This window comes from Anoxybacteroides rupiense, from assembly GCF_014196195.1.
Taxonomy (GTDB): domain Bacteria; phylum Bacillota; class Bacilli; order Bacillales; family Anoxybacillaceae; genus Anoxybacteroides; species Anoxybacteroides rupiense.
Map to the genome: position 1 here is coordinate 15,064 of NZ_JACIDF010000008.1, position 19,215 is coordinate 34,278.

At 43.7% G+C, this 19,215-nt stretch carries 17 protein-coding genes and 2 riboswitches; of the genes, 3 read left to right on the forward strand and 14 right to left on the reverse strand.

The annotated features are described in order from the left end of the window. Nucleotides 1-20 precede the first annotated feature (20 nt). The 9 genes from gpsB to GGQ95_RS13155 form a co-directional block, all read right to left on the reverse strand. The gene (gene gpsB, locus GGQ95_RS13115) at nt 21-317 is read right to left on the reverse strand and encodes a cell division regulator GpsB (RefSeq protein ID WP_044742380.1); all 297 of its coding nucleotides are present in this window, start codon (nt 315-317) and stop codon (nt 21-23) included. 74 nt (nt 318-391) lie between these two features. After that, nucleotides 392-937 carry an SLOG family protein gene (locus tag GGQ95_RS13120; protein ID WP_183186929.1) on the reverse strand — a complete coding sequence of 182 codons (546 nt, stop codon included), beginning with the start codon at nt 935-937 and terminating at the stop codon, nt 392-394. Nucleotides 938-1,005: 68 nt separating this feature from the next. Next, nucleotides 1,006-1,287: a spore coat protein gene (locus GGQ95_RS13125; protein ID WP_066148704.1), complete on the reverse strand. Its 282-nt coding sequence runs from the start codon at nt 1,285-1,287 to the stop codon at nt 1,006-1,008. 331 nt (nt 1,288-1,618) lie between these two features. Then, complete coding sequence (locus GGQ95_RS13130; protein WP_183186930.1) at nt 1,619-2,860, reverse strand: ribonuclease H-like domain-containing protein; 1,242 nt, start codon at nt 2,858-2,860, stop codon at nt 1,619-1,621. After that, nucleotides 2,850-5,132 (reverse strand): DEAD/DEAH box helicase, encoded by a 2,283-nt coding sequence (locus tag GGQ95_RS13135; RefSeq protein WP_183186976.1) that lies wholly within the window; start codon nt 5,130-5,132, stop codon nt 2,850-2,852. The genes GGQ95_RS13130 and GGQ95_RS13135 overlap by 11 nt, the downstream gene beginning before the upstream one ends. Nucleotides 5,133-5,508: 376 nt before the next feature. After that, nucleotides 5,509-6,432, reverse strand: a complete 924-nt coding sequence (cysK, locus tag GGQ95_RS13140; RefSeq protein ID WP_044742551.1) for a cysteine synthase A — start codon at nt 6,430-6,432, stop codon at nt 5,509-5,511. Nucleotides 6,433-6,684: 252 nt separating this feature from the next. Continuing rightward, complete coding sequence (locus GGQ95_RS13145) at nt 6,685-8,109, reverse strand: sensor histidine kinase (protein WP_066148695.1); 1,425 nt, start codon at nt 8,107-8,109, stop codon at nt 6,685-6,687. A gap of 3 nt (nt 8,110-8,112) precedes the next feature. Continuing rightward, nucleotides 8,113-8,787 carry a response regulator transcription factor gene (locus GGQ95_RS13150; RefSeq protein WP_044742549.1) on the reverse strand — a complete coding sequence of 225 codons (675 nt, stop codon included), beginning with the start codon at nt 8,785-8,787 and terminating at the stop codon, nt 8,113-8,115. Between the two features lie 2 nt (nt 8,788-8,789). Beyond that, a complete protein-coding gene (locus GGQ95_RS13155; RefSeq protein WP_159719918.1) occupies nt 8,790-9,764 on the reverse strand; it encodes a YncE family protein in 975 nt (324 codons plus the stop codon). Between the two features lie 213 nt (nt 9,765-9,977). Here GGQ95_RS13155 and GGQ95_RS13160 point away from each other — a divergent pair, with 213 nt between their 5' ends. Continuing rightward, nucleotides 9,978-11,087, forward strand: a complete 1,110-nt coding sequence (locus GGQ95_RS13160; RefSeq protein WP_066148691.1) for a histidine kinase N-terminal domain-containing protein — start codon at nt 9,978-9,980, stop codon at nt 11,085-11,087. A 31-nt stretch (nt 11,088-11,118) separates the two neighbouring features. On the opposite strand, the gene GGQ95_RS13165 is transcribed toward GGQ95_RS13160, so the two are convergent. Then, nucleotides 11,119-11,802, reverse strand: a complete 684-nt coding sequence (locus GGQ95_RS13165; protein WP_231734627.1) for a thermonuclease family protein — start codon at nt 11,800-11,802, stop codon at nt 11,119-11,121. Between the two features lie 493 nt (nt 11,803-12,295). Between GGQ95_RS13165 and GGQ95_RS13170 the strand changes: the two genes are divergently transcribed. Then, complete coding sequence (locus GGQ95_RS13170) at nt 12,296-13,675, forward strand: peptide MFS transporter (RefSeq protein ID WP_066148689.1); 1,380 nt, start codon at nt 12,296-12,298, stop codon at nt 13,673-13,675. 591 nt (nt 13,676-14,266) lie between these two features. After that, nucleotides 14,267-14,454: riboswitch (Lysine riboswitch) on the forward strand. A gap of 109 nt (nt 14,455-14,563) precedes the next feature. After that, nucleotides 14,564-16,024 carry an amino acid permease gene (locus GGQ95_RS13175; protein WP_159719920.1) on the forward strand — a complete coding sequence of 487 codons (1,461 nt, stop codon included), beginning with the start codon at nt 14,564-14,566 and terminating at the stop codon, nt 16,022-16,024. Between the two features lie 30 nt (nt 16,025-16,054). Here GGQ95_RS13175 and GGQ95_RS13180 read toward each other — a convergent pair whose 3' ends face one another. From GGQ95_RS13180 to thiM, 4 genes are all read right to left on the reverse strand, one after another. Continuing rightward, nucleotides 16,055-16,228: a twin-arginine translocase TatA/TatE family subunit gene (locus GGQ95_RS13180; protein WP_044746464.1), complete on the reverse strand. Its 174-nt coding sequence runs from the start codon at nt 16,226-16,228 to the stop codon at nt 16,055-16,057. A gap of 476 nt (nt 16,229-16,704) precedes the next feature. Then, nucleotides 16,705-17,370, reverse strand: coding sequence for a thiamine phosphate synthase (thiE, locus tag GGQ95_RS13185; RefSeq protein WP_066148685.1), 666 nt, complete (start codon nt 17,368-17,370; stop codon nt 16,705-16,707). 9 nt (nt 17,371-17,379) lie between these two features. Continuing rightward, on the reverse strand, nt 17,380-18,192 hold the full coding sequence (gene thiD, locus GGQ95_RS13190) for a bifunctional hydroxymethylpyrimidine kinase/phosphomethylpyrimidine kinase (RefSeq protein WP_066148683.1): 813 nt from the start codon (nt 18,190-18,192) through the stop codon (nt 17,380-17,382). Nucleotides 18,193-18,203: 11 nt separating this feature from the next. Further along, entirely contained in the window at nt 18,204-19,013 is an 810-nt protein-coding gene (gene thiM, locus GGQ95_RS13195; RefSeq protein ID WP_066148681.1) for a hydroxyethylthiazole kinase, read from the reverse strand. An 82-nt stretch (nt 19,014-19,095) separates the two neighbouring features. Next, nucleotides 19,096-19,207, reverse strand: a riboswitch (TPP riboswitch). Nucleotides 19,208-19,215: the final 8 nt, after the last annotated feature.

Genomic DNA, 19,215 nt, shown 5'->3' on the forward strand with positions numbered 1-19,215 from the left:
AATTTTGTGTTTTATGTAGCCTACTCATATAATTTGTTGCCAAATACGTGCTTTTCTAAATTTGACAACCGCTGTAAAATATCAAAATTGGTCGTGCCAACAGGAGTAGCTGGCCGTTTTTGCAGTTGCTCTATTTGATGCTTTAAACGTAGGTTTTCTTGCTGAAGCTCCTCAATTTCTTGATGAAACGCTTCATAATCCTTAATAATCGCATCTAAAAACTGATCTACCTCATCTTGATTATAGCCCCGCATGCTTACTTTAAATTCTTTTTCTAGAATATCCTTCGCTGTCAGTTTCACGCGACCTGCTAACATAAAAATTCGCCCCCTTAATTCCACATTCCGCTTTTCTTTTCTTTATTTTTTCAGAAAGTCGATCGATTGTCAATTTACCATTGATTCATTTGTTCTTCTTCTATGATAGCCTGTAAATCAGAAAATGAAATAAAAAAAATAGGATAGTTTTTTCTTCTTTTGGCGACGTTTAGTAAAAACTTTGGCGTTCCTTCTTGCTCTTCGTCATAAACAAGCAGCAGCCCCTCACTTTTAGCAACAATAAATTCGTTTTTTAAGCGAAATTGCATAGGACTTTCGTAAGGGCGTTTAGTTACACAGTCAAAAAAGTCCGCTTGTGAGACAATCGATTCGTAATACTCGCGGTTTTCTCCCTTCCATCGTTCTTCTTGATTTAAAAATGGAGCAATGACGGCTAAACGCAGATGCGGATAGGATTCCTGCAATTCATATACCGCTTCTGCTGCCCATAATTCGACGCCAAGCTGTCCGCTAATCATGACCCATTCCAGCCCTTCATCCGCCAGCTCCGTTAGACGCTCTTTAATCGCTTTTTTGATATAAACAACAGCCGGGTGATGATGGGAAAAAATATGAAGCTCATGCGGCTTGTATCCGCTTAATGCAAGGACCTTGAGCACTTTTTTCTCCCTCCTTTTCGGAGAAATAAAACAGGAACTGAATTTTTCAGTTCCTGTTTCTTTACGGTTTAGAAGCCCCAAGGCATCGGTCCTGCTGGGCCTGGTCCTACTGGTCCTGGTCCAAGTGGCATTGGCGCAGGGCCTCCACCGCAAAAGAATTGTTGATTTGCCGTCTCATTTACCGCCGACTCCGTGTGCGGGAAATAGTGTTGATGCTGATAAAGATGATGATTGACATGCGTCGTATGAGACGGGTGAATATGTGGTACAATGGTTGCTTGGAAGTGATGCTGTACACAACATTTTGTCGGATGAACAATTGGCGCCGTTACATTTGGTCTGCAATGCATAAATACATCTCTCCTTTTGATTTATCATAAGCTGTTTTACAATACTAGCCTATGATGAAAGGAGCGGACACGTACTAGTATAGATACCCATTTTCTCCGTTATATCATGTTAAATTGGTAAATACAACGACCGTTAAGCCAACCACGACAAAAAATAAATACAAAATTTTTTTATACATCCTTTTCAAGGCTCGTCTCCCCATTACTACTTGTTTTTTCGCACTATTCACAACACATAATTGTACACCCTTTGCGATTTTTCTACAATATTCGCAATAAAAAATAAATTTTCTGTATGTTCTGTCGTTTTTTGCGCTTTCCGGGGAAATCATCATTTCCTGATTTTCCGTTCAAGCCTCTTCAATCGCTTGAGCAACTCGTCGGAGGGCTCGCTGAAGCGATGGGTACGAGCGATCTTTTTCCACATGTGATAAGCTGTTTGCGCATATTCATAAGCCTCTTCTGGCTTTTTATAAACATGTTCATATAGTTTGGCCAGCTCCACTGCAGCTTTGATGCTCCGCGGATCAAAATCAGCCTGCAACAGCTCTCTCCAAAGTTTGACGGCCTTTTCATACTGCTTTTCTTTTTTATAAATAAGCGAAAGCTGCCATTTCGCTCTTGCGGATTCCTTCCCTTCCTTTTCGGCTACTTGCTCATATATTTTTCTCGCTTCCCCAGCTTCGCCAACAGAATCAAACCATCGGCCCATCTCTAACTTTTCTGTCACATGTTCGATATTGTACGCTTGCAAAATTTGCTTCGATAAATGAATGTATAGAACAATAAGAGACAGCACATCCATTTCGTTATGCTTCAGCACCCCGGTCATTCCGTCTGGTTGCTTTGATGAGAGAAATTCAAAATACATCATAGGTGCTAAAAACCCGGGAATATCCTCTGTTCGCTCCACCCCAAGAATTTCTTTCTCTACATGGGCTAGCTTGACAGATTCCAACCGATGCTTCCATATTCTTCGTGAAGCATGGTATAAATCGAAATGCCCAAATGCCGGCAATTTCGGTACGGTGTCACGGAGGAGGGTATGACGCGTCTTTAACACCGGCCAATCAAAGGCTTTTCCGTTATAGGTCACAAGCGTTGTATAGTCTACCTCTGATAAAAAGCTTTGATAAAGGGCTACTTCCGCCCCCGGATGCGGCAAAAAATGCTGACGCACCACAATGCGATCAGCATATACACGTGCATGTCCAAGCAAAAAAATTGTATTTCCTGTTCCGCTTCCAAGTCCTGTCGTTTCCGTATCAAAAAAAAATAAATCGCTTATATCATGGCCTTTGCTAGAAAGCGGATGAGAGAATAAAGCCTGCTGCCATTTTTCATGGATCTCATGCAATTCGCCAAGCCGATAGATTCCATGCTGTTGATCGAGTGAATAAGTGACTTCGCGAATCAAGCAATACTCTCCATCGAAAAAAAACGGCTCAGCATTCATGGTACGCCATTGTGCCAAATAAGGCACGTCCGTCTCTGTTTCATCATCTCTGCAAGCTGGCGAAGCCGCGGCGATACTCGTTCCTTTTAATTTTGCCAGCTTTTCTTTAATCGACATGCTCCTCCTCCTTTTCTTCGTTAAGGATGGCCAAAAGCTTAAGCGCATCGCGTTTCGCTCGTTCGGATGATATATGAGTCCCAATGCAGGACGGGCAGCCAGATTCACATGGACAGCGCTCAATCATTTGTTTGGCTTCCCTAAGCACCTGCTCCATCTCATGATACAACGCATCACTCAGTCCAATTCCTCCCGGATACCGATCATAAACGAAAATGGTCGGTTGTTCATTATGGAGCGATTTTACTTGCGGTACGACATGCAAGTCAGTGCGGTCGCACATCAAAAACAAAGAAGCCACATACTGGAGGACATGGGTGATTCCAAGCAACCCTTGCTCCATGCGTTCATCGTTCCAATGCGGCAACGCTTCTCGTTTGATGCTGATCCATGCGGCGTTCGTGTGCAGCTCCGCCTCCGGCAAGTAAATCGGTCCTGAGCCGATATTCTCGTGTGTTTCTAGTTTGATTTTTTTAAAAATCGTCGCTTTCGCGAGCACCATCACATCGCCAAATCCGATGATTGATAAGTCCGCTCCCCTCTTCCGATCCTCCTCGAGCACTTTCAATTCGACTGCTACATTCGCATCAGTAAAATAGTCGACATCCACTTCGCGAACATACGCTTTTTTCTCTTCCCAATCCAGCTTCTCCACCTGATACTGAACCCCTTGATGCAAATAGATCGCTTCCTCATGAAGCAATGTCATCGCACTAAAGCGATCCATTTCTCCGATTACCCGATGGTCTCCTCTATTTGACACATCGATAATGACCACATTTTCCTGAGAGGCGGAACGCAAACTGATGCCATGAGCTGGAAACGAGTCACTCATCCAATGCCATTTATTTCCTCGTTGATAAAGCACTCGCTCGTCTGCCAAATATTCAAGAATTTCCTCGATCTCGACACCAGCAAATGTTTCCCCTTGGCGAAAAGGCAATTCAAAAGCCGCACATTTCACGTGATCGACGAGAATCACAAGATTGTTCGGATTTAAGCGTGCGCTTTCCGGACTCCTCTCCAATACATATGCAGGATGTTGAATAATATACTGATCGAGCGGGCTGGAGCTGGCCACCATGACTACCATTGCTTCCTCTTGACGTCGACCAGCCCGCCCCGCCTGCTGCCAAGTGCTTGCAATCGTACCAGGATATCCTGTTAGCACGCATGCCTGCAGCTGGCCGATGTCCACTCCTAACTCAAGCGCGTTCGTACTGACTACTCCATAAATTTCTCCGTTTCGCAACCCTCGTTCAATCTCTCTGCGCTCGTTCGGCAAATAGCCTCCCCGATAAGCACGAATAGCTTTGCTCCCCAATTCGTGCTTGATGAGCTGTTGCAAATAAGTAAGCAAAATTTCGACACGAACACGACTTTTTGCAAATACGATGGTTTGAATGCGATGCTTTAACAGTTCGCTCGCGATCGCTTTCGCTTCCAATGTAGCACTTCTGCGAATGTTTAATGCTCGGTTGACAACCGGAGGATTATAAAAGACAAAATGCTTTCTTCCCGACGGCGCTCCATTTTGATCAATGAGCTCCATCGCTTCCCCTGTTAGCACTTCTGCATGCTCTTTTGGGTTCGCAATCGTGGCCGATGTGCAAATAAAACGCGGATGACTTCCATAAAATTCACAAATTCGTTTTAAACGACGGATGACGTTGGCAACATGGCTGCCAAATACTCCCCGATATGTGTGAAGCTCGTCAATCACAACAAATTGCAAATTCTCAAACAATGACACCCATTTCGTATGATGCGGCAAAATTCCTGAATGCAACATATCGGGATTTGTTATGACAATATGGCCCGCTTTTCTCACCCTTTGCCGAATGGTTGGCGATGTATCTCCATCATACGTATCACAATAAATCGTTGTTTCCATTTCCCCAATAAGCTCATTTAAGGCGCTTTTTTGATCTTGAGCCAGCGCCTTCGTCGGGAATAAATAAAGCGCTCTTGCTTCCTTTTGCTGCAATATCTTCTGCAGCACAGGCAAGTTATAACACAATGTTTTTCCTGACGCCGTCGGTGTAACAGCCACGATATTTCGTCCGGCTTCTACCGCTTCATATGCTTTTTTTTGATGGATATATAACGATGAAATGCCTCGTTTCTCTAAAGCATGCCGCAAAGCAGGATGAAGCGATTCAGGAAACGGTGTGCTTTGTGCTTCTTTTTCCGGAATGGTATGCCAATAGGCAACGCATTCATTCTCTTTCCAGTCTTCAATGACTTGTTGCAACGTTTTGCGCTGGTTCAGCATGTTTCTCACCTACCTATTTCTATTTTAGAGAATAGAGGTTCGTTTTCAATAAAAAAAGCACGAAAATGTCGTGCGTTTATTTTAGCAGCTATTTTATTCACTTTCATCCATGCAAACGGTTTGCTTTGAAACAGTTTTGTAGCGAGCAAAATACCAAACAATCCAAAGGAAGGAAGAGCGGCTTCCTCTTTATCTCTCCTGCCATTCACCGATCTCATCCATAACCAAACGAGAGTTTGTTGTGCATATAGAAATTAGAAAATGGAATGTATCTATTTTGATGATGCGTCGCTTCCATATCAATGCCAATGTTGAGCTGCCAAGTTACGTCACAATAAATAGCTATAAAAGGCGCGCCAGTCAGCGAGCCTTTCTAAAAATTGAACAAATCCCATGATAAATACCGTTCTCCAGAATCGGGCGCCATGCAAAGAACACGGGCATCAGACGGCAATCGCTTTGCTATTTCTATCGCATAATGTGCAGCCGCGCCAGCTGAAGCCCCCACCAAAATCCCTTCTTCTGCTGCTAAACGGCGCGCCATCGTTTGGGCATCTTCATCTTTAATTAATAAAATTTCATCAAAAATGTCGCGATTTAATATCTTTGGAACAAATCCAGGCCCAGTTCCCGGGATTTTATGCGGCCCCGGTTCTCCTCCAGACAGTACAGGCGAGCCGTACGGTTCTACGACATAAATCCGCAAACGAGGAAGATGCTTTTTTAGCTCCTCGCCCGTACCCGTCACGGTTCCTCCTGTTCCAGCGGTTAGCACAAAAGCATCAAGCCTTCCTTCAAAGGCCGCTAAAATTTCTAAAGCCGTGCTCTGTCTATGGGCATCTGGATTAGCGGGATTTTCAAATTGCATTGGAATAAAACTATCTTCAATAACAGCCGCAAGACGATGCGCTTCATCAATCGCCCCCTGCATGCGAAGCGAAGAAGGAGTTAGATGCACCTCAGCGCCGTACGCCTTTAAAAGCTTGACACGCTCCATTGTGGCATTATCCGGCATGGTAATCATGCAGCGATAACCTTTCGCAGCGCATACCATGGCTAGTCCGATCCCTGTATTTCCAGAGGTCGGCTCAATAATCGTACTTTTTCCTGGCACGATTTTCCCTTCTTCCTCCGCGCGCTGAATCATTTGAAATGCAGCCCGATCTTTCACGCTTCCACCCGGATTAAATGATTCAAGCTTGATATATACCTCTGCTCCCTTCGGATCGGGAATTCGGTTTAGTTTGACTACTGGTGTATTGCCGATCACATCTAAAATAGACTGATACCGCTTCATCAATATCGCCAACCTTTGTTTATCATTTTTCTTTAACGATTATATTGCTTCACCTTTCCTCTTTCAACGCTTGGCCATTTATGTGAGGAAGAGGGAAGCTGAAAGATTAAACAAGCTTTTATTCTAGAATCCCGGTTTGTAAGTTTTACTGATACTGCTCATTCATAAGATCACAGAGCGCAAGAACCGAGTGAATGGATTGGATCTGTCGCACCGAGAGTGGCTGGAGTTTTTCATGATTCTGTATTCCGTTCACTCGACCTCATGTTGCTGGTCATCCCACATTGGCAAACAAATGGACACCTCTGTTCCTTTTCCCTCTTCGCTGGCAAACGCTATCGTGCCACCATGAAGATGGACGATCTGTTTGACAATCGCTAATCCAAGCCCCGTGCCGCCTTCTGCTCTTGTGCGCGCTTGATCGACACGGAAAAAACGCTGTCCCAACAGCGGGAGCTTCTCCTTTGGAATGCCTTTTCCGGAATCTCGGATGACAAAGCAGCAAGAATGAGTCTCCGCTTCAAAAAGCTGCAGTGTGATCGTGCCTCCTTTTGGCGTATAGCGGATCGCATTGTCGAGCAAATTATGGATGACTTGCTCCATGCGATCGCCATCCCCTTCAACAATCACTTCTGGACTTAAATCCGCGACAACTTGTATTTCCTTTTCATGCAAAAATGGCTCATATTTGGCTAACGTATCTTCAATAACTTGTGAAAATACGAGCGGCACCTTTTGCAGTGGGACGCTTTTTCCTTCCAATTGCGCTAAATCAAGTAAGTCGCGGACAAGCCGTTCCATTCTTCCTGCTTCTCGATGAATGAGCTTCATGTATTTTGTTTCTTCTTCTTTTGTTTTCACCATTCCTGCTAAAATGGCTTCACTGTATCCTTTGACATAACTGAGCGGCGTTCGCAATTCGTGCGACACATTGGCGAGGAATTCCCTCTTGCGCATATCCTCCTCGTGAATGGCTTTTGCCATTACATTAAACGCCCGAGCGAGCCTTCCTATTTCGTCATTCGCTTGAGTCGGAATCCTTGCTTCATAATCCCCCTGCGACATGCTGTAAGCAACTCTTTCCATCTCCTTGAGCGGTCCAGCCAAGCGGTCCGCCATTTTTTTTCCGAACAGCAGCAAAGCCGCCACAAATAAAATAGCAAGCGGAATCCAAATGGACGCAGCCTCCTTGGTCATTTCCTGAATGGTCGCAAGCGGAATATAAAGATAAAACACTCCTTGTAAGCGATGCTCGTCCAATAGCGGCACGATCACACCCATGATTTTGCGCCCAAATCGCTTTTCATAGCCTGTTTTCGTCACTACTTTTCCTTCAAGCAGCTTTTGCCGATCTGCTTCGCTAATCAACGAATCGTAATCGATTTGAAACGGCAAACAAGCGCTTAATTCCCGCGGGTTGCTGACGAGCAGCACTTCCGATGTCGTCTTTTCGTTATACCATTCTACCCGCTTCCGATATTCTTCAGTTATTGGTCCTCCTTGATAATCGCTTGCTAAATTTCTGCCTTCTTCAATCAATGTTTGTTCTACTTTATTTACATATAAATTTTGGTAAAAATAATTTAAAAGAAAATAAGAAAAAAGTACAGTAATAATCACAACAAGGCTCATAGCCAGCCAAATCTTTTGTACTAAAGTCATGGATTTTCGCCGCATCTGTCACACCTCAAATTTATAGCCAATCCCCCACACCGTTTTAATGAATGCTCCACTTTCCTTTAGCTTTAACCTTAATGTTTTAATGTGTGTATCCACCGTTCGAGCGTTTCCTGCATAATCATATCCCCATATCCGAATAAGCAAATCTTCCCTGCTAAATACTTGTCCGTGATGCTTAGCAAGAAAAAGAAGCAAGTCAAATTCTTTTAATGTTAAAATAACATTTTCTCCTTTTACCGTCACTTTCCGTCCTTTTTCATCAATCAAAAGCCCGCCAAAAGAAAGGTCATCTTGCTTTTTGGCTTGATATGTGCGTCTCATGATCGCCTCAATGCGCGCAATTAACTCTCCGGGGCTAAATGGCTTTACGATGTAATCGTCACCGCCAAGCTTAAATCCACGAACTTTATCCCATTCATCTCCTTTTGCTGTCAAAAAGATAATCGGCACATTCGAATAGCCGCGAATATGCTCACATAATGAAAACCCGTCCATATTCGGCATCATGATATCAAGCAAAATCAAGTCGATGGTTTGTTTCTGGATAAGCGCCAGCGCCTCTCGTCCATCTTGTGCTTGCAAACAGGTAAATCCGGAGTTTTCAAGATACATACATACTAAAAAACGCATATCCTCCTCATCATCAACAACCAGAATCGTTTGCTTCGTCTCCATTCTCACCCTTCCTCTCTTATCATTAGTTGAAACGGACCTTTTCCCGTTGTCAATCGTTGAACCACTTGGAGTGTACGGCCATCAATGACCGTCACTTCATTGCTGTCATAGCTTGCGACATATAAGTAATGGCTTTCGCCAATCATCACAAACGGATTCGCCCCTACTGTAATCGACGCTTTTTCCTCTCCTGCATGATCCCATTTGCGCACAGTATTTGAGCCGTGACTTAATGCAAAAATTCCTTCATTTGTCTCGGCAAAACTAACAGGCATCTCTGGAGCAGGAATCGTCTTCATGAGTGTTCCACTAGGTAATGAATAGATATGAATCACGGTTTCTACCGAACTTCCGCTTCCATGGCCGCCAACCCAAAGCTCTTGCTCCCGCTCGCGAAGCAAACCGCCGAGCGCAAATTTCGGAACCGAAAACGTATGGGTCACTTGATGTTTCTCCATATCGATCACAGCGGCTTTTTCATCTTGGAAATCAATCGCATACACACGTGTCCCTGTGCTGTTTTGCAGTAGAGTAAGGGGCTGGCTTCCTATTTTGATGGATCCATTTTCTTTGCCGTTCATGTGAAAAATGCGGATCGCCTTTTGATTTTGGTCAGCTAATAATAGATGCTGTTGATCATTGGAAACAAGTGCACTAATAATCCCCTTGCCTGTTTTCCATTCCTTCTCCATTTTCCCAGTTGCCAAATTATACTCATATGCCCGGTCCAGCTCATGTCCGTATAACAGCAGCGTGCTCCCGTTATTCAGCAGCACTCCTCCTTGAATAGGCTGACCAAGCTCCCATTGGGCGTATTTTTTTTCACGTTTTAAATCGAAAAATGTGACACTTCCATCCTTAATATTTATACTAATCAACACTTTCATCCGTTTAGGAATCGGCGTAAACTCTTCCTGTCGTTCGCACCCCATTAACAAGCTGACAAACATAAAGGCAAGCACAAGGGCAAGTCTCATTGTTCTCCTCCTTTTCAGGCGAAACACTTGACATATTATAAACAAATATTGTGAGAAACTTGTGAAAAATGACGAAAAAATTTTGTATGATATCATTCAGCAATAGAGCATTGTAAAAACTGCAAATTTAGCAATATTTCTCTTTATCATTTTAGCTATTTCCTTTTATAATAATAACATGCGATGGCGAGCGGATAAATGAGGTGAGTGGATTTGGAGTCTTCAAAAGAAAAACTAATTGCGTTTCTAGAAGAGCATGTATCTGATTTTCTAACGCATTGGCGAAACCATGTGCGTATCGCCGATAATGATAAATATATTGATCAAGTAGAGCATAACGGGCTATCTTTCTTTCAACTTGTGAAAGAAATGCTCAGCCATCCCCTTCCGTCAGAACACATTCAAGCACTGGCGGAAAAAATCGCAAAAGAAAGAGCAGAAGCAAATGTGAATATCGGTGAATTTGTCTATAATACAAACCTCGGCCGAAGTCTATTAATCCGGTATGCGTTGCAGTCTGGTCTTCCAATTGACGAGCTTCAACCATTAATTGACGATATTAACGCTTTATTTGATCGTTTTTCGTTTTATGCGGTTACAAAATACACCGAACTAAAAGATGCGGAAATTCAAAAAAGAAACTTGTTTATTTCTCAGTCTCATAAAGATCGGCTCACATTGCTTGGCCAAATGTCTTCGAGTTTCGTTCATGAATTTCGCAATCCATTGACGGCTATTATCGGGTTTATTCAGCTGCTAAAATTTGAACATCCAACCTTAAAATATTTGGATATTATTGAACATGAGCTCCAACAATTGAAATTTCGCATTTCTCAATTTCTTCATGCTTCAAGAAAAGAAGCGGTTGAAGAGAAAAAGGAGACTGTATCTCTTTCCGAGTTTTTCGAAGAGATCCTATCCTTTCTGTACCCAAGCTTTGTGGATGAAGATGTCGATGTGTCTACCAATATCGATTCAACATTGACTGTATTTGTCTATAGGAATCAGCTCAAACAGGTCATCATGAATATTCTTCTCAATTCCATCGAGGCGGTCAAAGAAAAGGAAAAGCCGCGGCGGATCAATATCGATGTGTCATTGATGGACGGAAAGATTGCCATCATGATTTCTAATAACGGTCCAATGATTCCTTCGGAAGCCATTCACGCCATCTTTGAGCCATTTTTCACAACGAAAAAGCTTGGCACAGGAATCGGCCTGTATGTATGTAAAAAAATTATTGAAGATCATGGCGGCCAAATCACCTGCTCTTCCAATCAGCATGTTACTTCCTTTATGATTTCCCTTCCCAGTTCAAACTAAATCCCTCTCCCCTTAATATGGAGAGAGGGATTTAGCGTAGCGGTTTGCGAAATCCTGCATCTTGTGCCTCTTTCTCAGTACAAAACATTCTTTCTGCCTTTGTTACCTTATATTGCGGACTTCCAGGAACATGATAAATTTTTTCTCCGCTTTTTGAAATATTGCCTTTAATCATTGGCTTAGAGCACGATGATGAAGAAGAAGCTTGATCGTTAAATCCTTGATCTGTTGCATAATTTTCTATTGACCAAATCCCCAGTTGCTTCTCCCTGGCTTTCTCCTGAATTTGCCGGAATTCATCGACATATTTCGTATTAGGCTCAAATACGTAAGCCACCCGAGCATAGCCCTGCTCCAGCAGCAGCTCATTAAGCATTTTGTTTCCGATCCATACATAGGCTAGCAGCCGGCCGTATTTGTCTCGCTCTCTCACATCCAATTCCAGCTCCACCTTTGTCCCTGATGGCAGTAATTGCTTCACATATTGACTTGACTCCACGCCAAACGGCTGCACGGGCTTGGTCGGATGTACAGATTCAGGTGTGTCAACTAACAACAAACGGACGGTTTCTTCTTTGCTTCCGACTGCAACTTTTAACGTATCCCCATCAATGACCCGTTGAACAATAGCTGGAATTTTTTCTGAAGATGATTGGCATCCCGTTAACACGAGAACCGCAAAAGCAGTCAAAAGCGCCATGAGGTATTTCTTCAATCTTTCTCCTCCTTCCGTATCTTATCGTAGCGCATCTCAGAAAACTTGACCACTATTTGTTCACTTTTTTATCCATAATCCTAAGCTTTCAAGACCATACAAAACATTTTCCAAGGCGCATGGATCGCCTAAAAATAGAACTATTATTCCGTTTATATGGAGAAACTATAGAGAAAATGGAACGAACCTTTCGATCTTTTCATTTAAGCGATGCCATCCAATGGAATGGGTCAACATTTCTTCCTCAAACGAGTATGAATTGAACAAGCACCATGAATGCCCTGTTTCCATTGAACGAAATAGCTAGTATATAGAGTATGATGGAAAGATTCATTATACAAATAATATAATATTTAGATTAATAACACTATTAAATCGATAAAGATAAGTTTAAAAGTTTATATTTTTCTATTTCTATATAATTTTATTGACTTATAGATATTTTATAAAATAAAATGTTCTTTGCACGATCATCAATTTAGGAGGAAGAAAAATGGGAGCATTACCTGAGGTTCAACCGATGCAACAGGAACAAAGCAAAAAACATCCTCCCGGGCTTTATCTTTTATTCTTCACCGAGATTTGGGAGCGTTTTAGCTACTATGGAATGCGGGCGATCCTAGTTCTTTATTTAACGACAGCAACCATTAGTGGCGGTTTAGGATTTGATCAAAGAATCGCCGTAAGTATTTATGGGTTCTTTACAGGGATTGTTTATTTTACCCCTATTATCGGTGGATACCTTTCTGACCGCTTTTTAGGTCGTCGCTTAGCTATTACCATCGGCGGAATTATTATGGCCGTCGGCAATCTTATACTGTTTGCGGTCAATACAAAAATAGGGTTATATACGGGGCTTTTACTATTAATTATCGGAAACGGTTTCTTTAAACCTAATATTTCGACGCTTGTCGGTGAATTGTACGGACCAAATGACAAGCGCCGCGATGCAGCCTTTACCATTTTCTATATGGGAATTAACATCGGCGCCTTTTTTGCTCCGCTGATCTGTGGATTTTTAGCTGAAGATTATTTTAAAACGACTGTCAATGGCGTCGTGCAGTATGGATTTAAATATGGTTTCCTTGCCGCATCCATCGGTATGATAATTGGTCAAGTATTTTTTAATCTATTAGGAAATCGTTATCTAGGAGAAATCGGCAAAAAGCCGATTGGCAAACAGAAAACAGCTTCAACTGCGCCAAAAGAGCCGTTAACAAAAAAAGAAAAACAGCGCATTCGTGTGATCTTAATTTTAATGTGCTTTGTTGTCTTTTTCTGGGCTGGCTTCGAACAAGCAGGAAGCTCGCTTACATTGTATACCGATAAGTTCGTCGATAAATCCATCGGCAGCTGGACCATGCCAACCTCTTGGTTTCAATCATTAAATCCATTATTTATCGTTCTATTAACACCCGTTTTATCTGCATTATGGGTAAAATTGGCTAACTCTAAACGCGGTGATTTATCAGCTCCGACAAAGATGGGATTAGGTATGATTTTGCTTGGTCTCGGATTTGCTGTTTTGGTTCCTGCTCTGCTGCAAACCGGAAGCGACGAGCAACACATTACGGTAAAAGCAAATGCATTATTTATTGTTTTAACATACTTTTTGCATACGCTTGGTGAGCTTTGCCTATCACCGGTTGGGCTATCACTTACAAGCCGCATCGCACCGATTCGTCTCGCTTCCCTGCTAATGGGAGTTTGGTTATCAGCAACTGGTATCGCGAATATTTTAGCAGGTCAATTAGCAGCTTTTACGGAGTCATTAGGCTATCTAGAAATTTTCAGCTTAATTGGCGGCATTACCATTGTTCTTGGCTTTGTTCTGTTATTATTATCGAAAAAACTTGTAGAAATGTCAGAATAATAAAGAAAAAAGGATTCACTTATATCGTGAATCCTTTTTTCTTTGCTTATTTACCATTGGTCGTTTTAACATTCTTCAGTCGAGAAGTCTCCCATTTCTAAATCTTGCGAAGCTTGATGAAAGTGGGAGATGAATCGACTTCGGACAAGGACAGGCTTTTGCCTGTTCAATTGTCTGACCCTGTGGTAAAATAAACCTATGTCGTTCTTTCATAACTGGATATAGGAGGTTGCATGGAGAAAATAAAATGCGAAAACCAAGCGGATCCTTCCATGCGTAAAATATCCAAGGTACAAAAGAACTCCGAATTGTCGGACATCTAGGGTTGGAACGACCCGAAGTCACGCTCAGGGAGACGAAAGGCGGCTTTCGTCGTGGAACTGAGAAGCTCCCACTTCAAGCTTTAGCTAAGTGGTGAGTAGTTCACGAAACAGGATTTCTATCGTTCCATGCCTCTCGCTCTATTCCACGTATATAGTAAACATAGAAGGGTTTGGCTTTTTTGCGATTGAAGCATAAATAAATATTGTTTTTGTACAAAAATTGTTTTATAATCATCATGGAACAAAATGAATAGCATCCTCATTCACCCGATGAGGTAGAGGTTGCGGCTTTTATGAGTACAGCGAACGAGATGCAGAGAACATTGAAGACTTCGCTCGAAGGGAAAAGCCGCCGAAGTTGGCACATTTCTCTGGATGTGCGAACTGGGGCTGTCACCGAATAGGTGCAGCACTGTCACGGTTTGCGTAAAGCAACCGTGGGGCGCTATCTTCACGGAAGGGTTGATACGGGTAATGATTGCATTGCCGCCGAATCTCCTTCGGCGGCTTTTTTTATTGCCCGGCTCCTTTCCATGACAACATGAAAAAAAGGAGCGATGAAAACATGGAAAGCGTCATGCAAAAACAGGAAGCCGCCACACCGGCTTCGCCTAACCAGCTGCAACGAAAGCTAAAAACAAGGCATCTAACAATGATTTCTCTTGGGGGAACGATTGGTACTGGGTTGTTTTTAGCAAGCGGCGGAGCGATTCATACCGCTGGACCGGGTGGAGCGCTCATAGCGTATATCGCGATTGGAGTGATGGTATATTTTTTGATGACCAGCCTTGCGGAAATGGCCGCTTATATGCCCGTTACCGGAACGTTTAGTACGTATGCAACGAAATTTGTCGATCCTGCTCTCGGATTTGCTTTAGGATGGAACTACTGGTATAACTGGGCCATTACAATTGCCGCAGAACTCTCGGCTGTGACTATGATCATGAAATTTTGGTTTCCGAATAGCCCTTCACTTTTATGGAGCGCATTATGCTTAGTGATTATGTTTTTACTTAACTATTTATCTGTAAAAGGATTTGGTGAAGCCGAATATTGGTTTTCCCTTATTAAAGTAGTAACGGTTATTATTTTTCTTATTGTCAGCTTTTTCATGATTATAGGTATTATGGGTGGTGAAGCGGTTGGATTTAGAAACTTCACCATCGACGACGCTCCGTTCCATGGTGGGTTCATGGCGACTCTCGGCATTTTTATGGCCGCAGGATTTTCTTTCCAAGGAACAGAGCTGCTTGGGGTTGCAGCCGGTGAAAGCGAGGATCCGAAACGAAACATTCCTCGCGCCATTCGTCAAGTATTTTGGCGTATTTTGCTATTTTATATACTGGCTATTTTAGCAATCGGGCTGCTTATTCCGTATACAAATGAAAATCTAGCGAATAGCGACGTTACGGTCAGCCCATTTACTCTCGTCTTTGATAAAGCTGGCATTGCGTTGGCTGCATCCGTTATGAACGCCGTCATTTTAACAGCGGTTTTATCAGCCGGAAATTCCGGTATGTATGCGTCTACTCGAATGCTTTGGGATCTAGCAAAAGAAGGAAAAGCGCCAAAATTTCTGGCCAAGCTAAATCACCGCGGTGTTCCTGTTAATGCATTACTAGTCACAGCTTCACTAGGAACGCTTGCTTTTTTGGCTTCGTTCTTTGGCGATGGCACCGTTTATGTATGGTTATTAAATGCCTCGGGTATGTCGGGATTCATTGCGTGGCTAGGCATCGCGGTCAGTCACTACCGTTTCCGCAAAGCATATGCCGCGCAAGGGCGCGATCTCAATGATCTTCCTTATAAAGCCAAATGGTTTCCATTTGGACCATTGTTCGCTCTAGTGCTTTGCACGATTGTCATTTTGGGACAGAACTATGGGGCCTTTATGGGGAAGTCAATCGATTGGTACGGCATTCTCGTTTCCTACATTGGACTGCCATTGTTTTTAGCGGTTTGGCTTGGCTATAAAATCGTGAAAAAGACAAAGGTCGTTCCCCTCAAAGAATGTGAATTAGACTAAAAAACCGCTCGGCTATGCCAAGCGGTTTTTTCAGTCGTGCTTTTTCGTTTTCTGTTCTTCGTCATCCATGATGCCTTTTGTAGCATTTTTAAATTCGCGGAGCGTTTTTCCAGCTGCTTGTCCAAGCTCTGGCAGCTTTTTCGGGCCGAAAAGTAACAGGGCAAAAAATACGATCAAGGCAATCTCGCCAAATCCTATGTTCATATCATTCACTCCATGCGCTTCATTTTCGTCTTTTCCTTTTCCATTATATCATATCATCTTTGAATTACTACCACTTTCGCTTCAAAGTGGGAGATTCCTGCGAACATGGAAACATCCTTCGATTTTTCAGCTAGCAGACCTTCCCCGTTGTTCCAACGGGAAACGACAAGAAAGCTTGTACATTCGTCCGCTTCACACGTTCGACTGGGCTCGGTTTTCGTTGCTTCGAACCGTGCACAGACAAGGGAACGTTGAAGCTTTTACGTAACGGACGGTGTTCCTTGTCACAATCCTCTATCTTCAGTTTTTCCAAGAACCACTTACAAGTATAGAATAGCACATAGATTCTTGTGATTCCACTACTTTGGCCAATGCCAACCGACATTTCTCTCTCTAACTCATGAAGCGATGCCCGTCATGTTCCTTGAGGCGATAGTCTTCTGTCGGGATATGGAGTAGTCCAATGATCGACATCCTTATTCGTTCAGTGCTTCAGAAACCGCTCTTGCCAGCCATTCCGCACTTTTTTTAGGAGAAGGAGCTAAACTGATCGCGCTAATGACAGACACCCCGTCTGCTCCAGCGGCAATAACCTTCTTTGCGTTGTTCGCGGTAATTCCGCCAATGCCCACGATCGGTATCGACAGACCATGCTCACGCATAAGACGAAGAACGGCCGTTCCTTGTGCCTCTTTTGCATCTTCTTTTGTGCTGGTTGGAAAAATAGGACCGACTCCAAGATAGTCAGCGCCTTGCTCAATGGCGCGTTTCGCTTCTGCCAAATTATGAGCTGAAACGCCGAGAATTTTATTTCCTATTTTTTTTCGTACGACATCTGCCCGTTCATCGTCTTGTCCAATATGGACCCCATCAGCATCAAGCTCTAATGCTAGCTCCACATCATCATTCACAATAAACGGAATATGGTGCTTCCGGCAAAGCGCTTGCAACTCTTTGGCTAATGCATACTGCTCCTTTTTCGAAAGAGCCCCTTTGCCCTTTTCGCGAAATTGAAACATCGTAATTCCGCCTTCAATCGCTTCTGTCAGCACCTCTAACGGACTTCGTTCACAATTGTTGCTTCCCATAATAAAATAAACACGTAATTGCTCTTTCAGACTATCCATTGAAGTTTGCGCCATTTTCATCACCTACGACATCCATTTTTGCCGATACGCCCAATGGTTGGTTGGGCCATGCCCATTGCCGATCCCCAGTTCGTTTTCAATCGCGGCTTGAATAAATGCTTTCGCTGTTTCGATCGCTTCATGGACGCTGCGCCCCTTAGCAAGCTCCGCTGTTACTGCAGCGGCAAACGTGCAGCCTGTTCCATGCGTATGTCTCGTTTCAATTCGGGCGCCCTTGAAATAGGAAAATTCACGGCCATCATATAGCAAATCAACCGCTGCATTTTCAACATCATCGTGGCCTCCTTTAATGACCACGTACGTGACTCCGATTTTGTGAAGCTGTTTTGCCGCTTCTTGGCGTTCCTCTAATGTACGGATCTTCATCCCCGTCAATACTTCTGCCTCTGGAATGTTAGGAGTGGCTACCATCGCCAGCGGCAACAAATGTGTTTTTAACGCTGACACCGCTGCTTCCTGTAAAAGTGGTGCCCCGCCTTTAGCGATCATAACCGGGTCAACGACAAGCCGACGCCAGCCAAATTGCTTCACCTTTTTCGCTACGGCTTGGATGATATCTGCATTAAACAACATGCCCGTTTTGACGGCGTCTGCTCCTAAGTCCGTACCAATGGATTCAATCTGCTGCTCAACGGCTTCTACAGAAAGCGGATACACTCCCTGCACGCCAAGCGTATTTTGCGCCGTTACCGCCGTTAATGCAGACATTCCAAAGACGCGTAACTCTTGAAATGTTTTTAAATCCGCCTGAATGCCGGCTCCACCTCCACTGTCTGACCCAGCAATCGTTAATGCTTTATAAACTTGATTCACCATATCTCTCCCCTTCATTCAACTTTGGTAAAGGATCCATATTGACTAATGGCCTCCGCGCCAACTTTGGCCAACTGATTTAAAAAGGCGATTTGAAAGCTTCCAGGCCCATACTCTGCCGCTTCATCAGCAGCTAGTTGCGCCGCCACGCCATAGCTGACAAGCGCCGCTGTTGCCGCTGCTGCATAGTCCTTTTCAACAGCCGCAAACGCTCCGATTACAGATGTGACAAGGCAGCCTGTCCCAGTGACTTTTGTTAACAGCGAATGACCGTTATGAACCACATAAACCGTCGCTCCGTCTGTGACAACATCGTCCTTTCCGGTAATAGCGACTGTCATTTTTAACTGCTGTGCTGCTTTTTTCGCTAGTGCCACCACATCGCCGCTTCCTTCGGCGGCATCCACTCCTTTAATCTCCCACCGCTCGCCGATAACATTCGCGATTTCTGCTGCATTGCCGCGGATGACGGCAATATTTAATTGACGGACTATTTTTCGGGCGGTTTCCGTGCGATATGGCGTCGCTCCCGCTCCAACCGGATCGAAAATCACAGGAACTCCCTGTTCATTTGCTGCCTTGCCGGCAATCAGCATCGCTTCAATTTCCTGTTCATTTAGCGTGCCGATATTTAAAACAAGCGCTCCGGCAATTCGCGCCATATCCGCTACTTCTTGCTTGGCATAGGCCATCACTGGTGAAGCGCCAAGCGCAAGCAGACCATTTGCTGTAAAATTGGTCACAACTACATTTGTGATGTTATGCACAAGTGGATTAGCCTTGCGCACTTGATCGAGTACTTCTGCCACATGTTGCAAATTCATCTTTTCCATCCTCTCCCTTATTCGTTTGTCCAGCTGGATTTGCAAATAAAAATGCACTTTGCGCGTAAGCAAAGTGCATCTATATCGCCTCTATCACTTTCCCTACGCTGGCATTACCCAACAGGTTCAAACGGTCAACGGCGGATGATAGCCGTACTCTCAGCCTGATTCCACAGACTCCCGTATCCTTTTCACTGTTTAC

What these genes read in the sequence shown, in the direction of transcription:
- gpsB (WP_044742380.1), bottom strand. Translation starts at nt 317, where the DNA reads ATGTTAGCAGGTCGCGTGAAACTGACAGCGAAGGATATTCTAGAAAAA.
- GGQ95_RS13125 (WP_066148704.1), bottom strand. Translation starts at nt 1,287, where the DNA reads ATGCATTGCAGACCAAATGTAACGGCGCCAATTGTTCATCCGACAAAA.
- GGQ95_RS13130 (WP_183186930.1), bottom strand. Translation starts at nt 2,860, where the DNA reads ATGTCGATTAAAGAAAAGCTGGCAAAATTAAAAGGAACGAGTATCGCC.
- cysK (WP_044742551.1), bottom strand. Translation starts at nt 6,432, where the DNA reads ATGAAGCGGTATCAGTCTATTTTAGATGTGATCGGCAATACACCAGTA.
- GGQ95_RS13145 (WP_066148695.1), bottom strand. Translation starts at nt 8,109, where the DNA reads ATGCGGCGAAAATCCATGACTTTAGTACAAAAGATTTGGCTGGCTATG.
- GGQ95_RS13150 (WP_044742549.1), bottom strand. Translation starts at nt 8,787, where the DNA reads ATGGAGACGAAGCAAACGATTCTGGTTGTTGATGATGAGGAGGATATG.
- GGQ95_RS13155 (WP_159719918.1), bottom strand. Translation starts at nt 9,764, where the DNA reads ATGAGACTTGCCCTTGTGCTTGCCTTTATGTTTGTCAGCTTGTTAATG.
- GGQ95_RS13170 (WP_066148689.1), top strand. Translation starts at nt 12,296, where the DNA reads ATGGGAGCATTACCTGAGGTTCAACCGATGCAACAGGAACAAAGCAAA.
- GGQ95_RS13175 (WP_159719920.1), top strand. Translation starts at nt 14,564, where the DNA reads ATGGAAAGCGTCATGCAAAAACAGGAAGCCGCCACACCGGCTTCGCCT.
- GGQ95_RS13180 (WP_044746464.1), bottom strand. Translation starts at nt 16,228, where the DNA reads ATGAACATAGGATTTGGCGAGATTGCCTTGATCGTATTTTTTGCCCTG.
- thiE (WP_066148685.1), bottom strand. Translation starts at nt 17,370, where the DNA reads ATGGCGCAAACTTCAATGGATAGTCTGAAAGAGCAATTACGTGTTTAT.
- thiD (WP_066148683.1), bottom strand. Translation starts at nt 18,192, where the DNA reads ATGGTGAATCAAGTTTATAAAGCATTAACGATTGCTGGGTCAGACAGT.
- thiM (WP_066148681.1), bottom strand. Translation starts at nt 19,013, where the DNA reads ATGAATTTGCAACATGTGGCAGAAGTACTCGATCAAGTGCGCAAGGCT.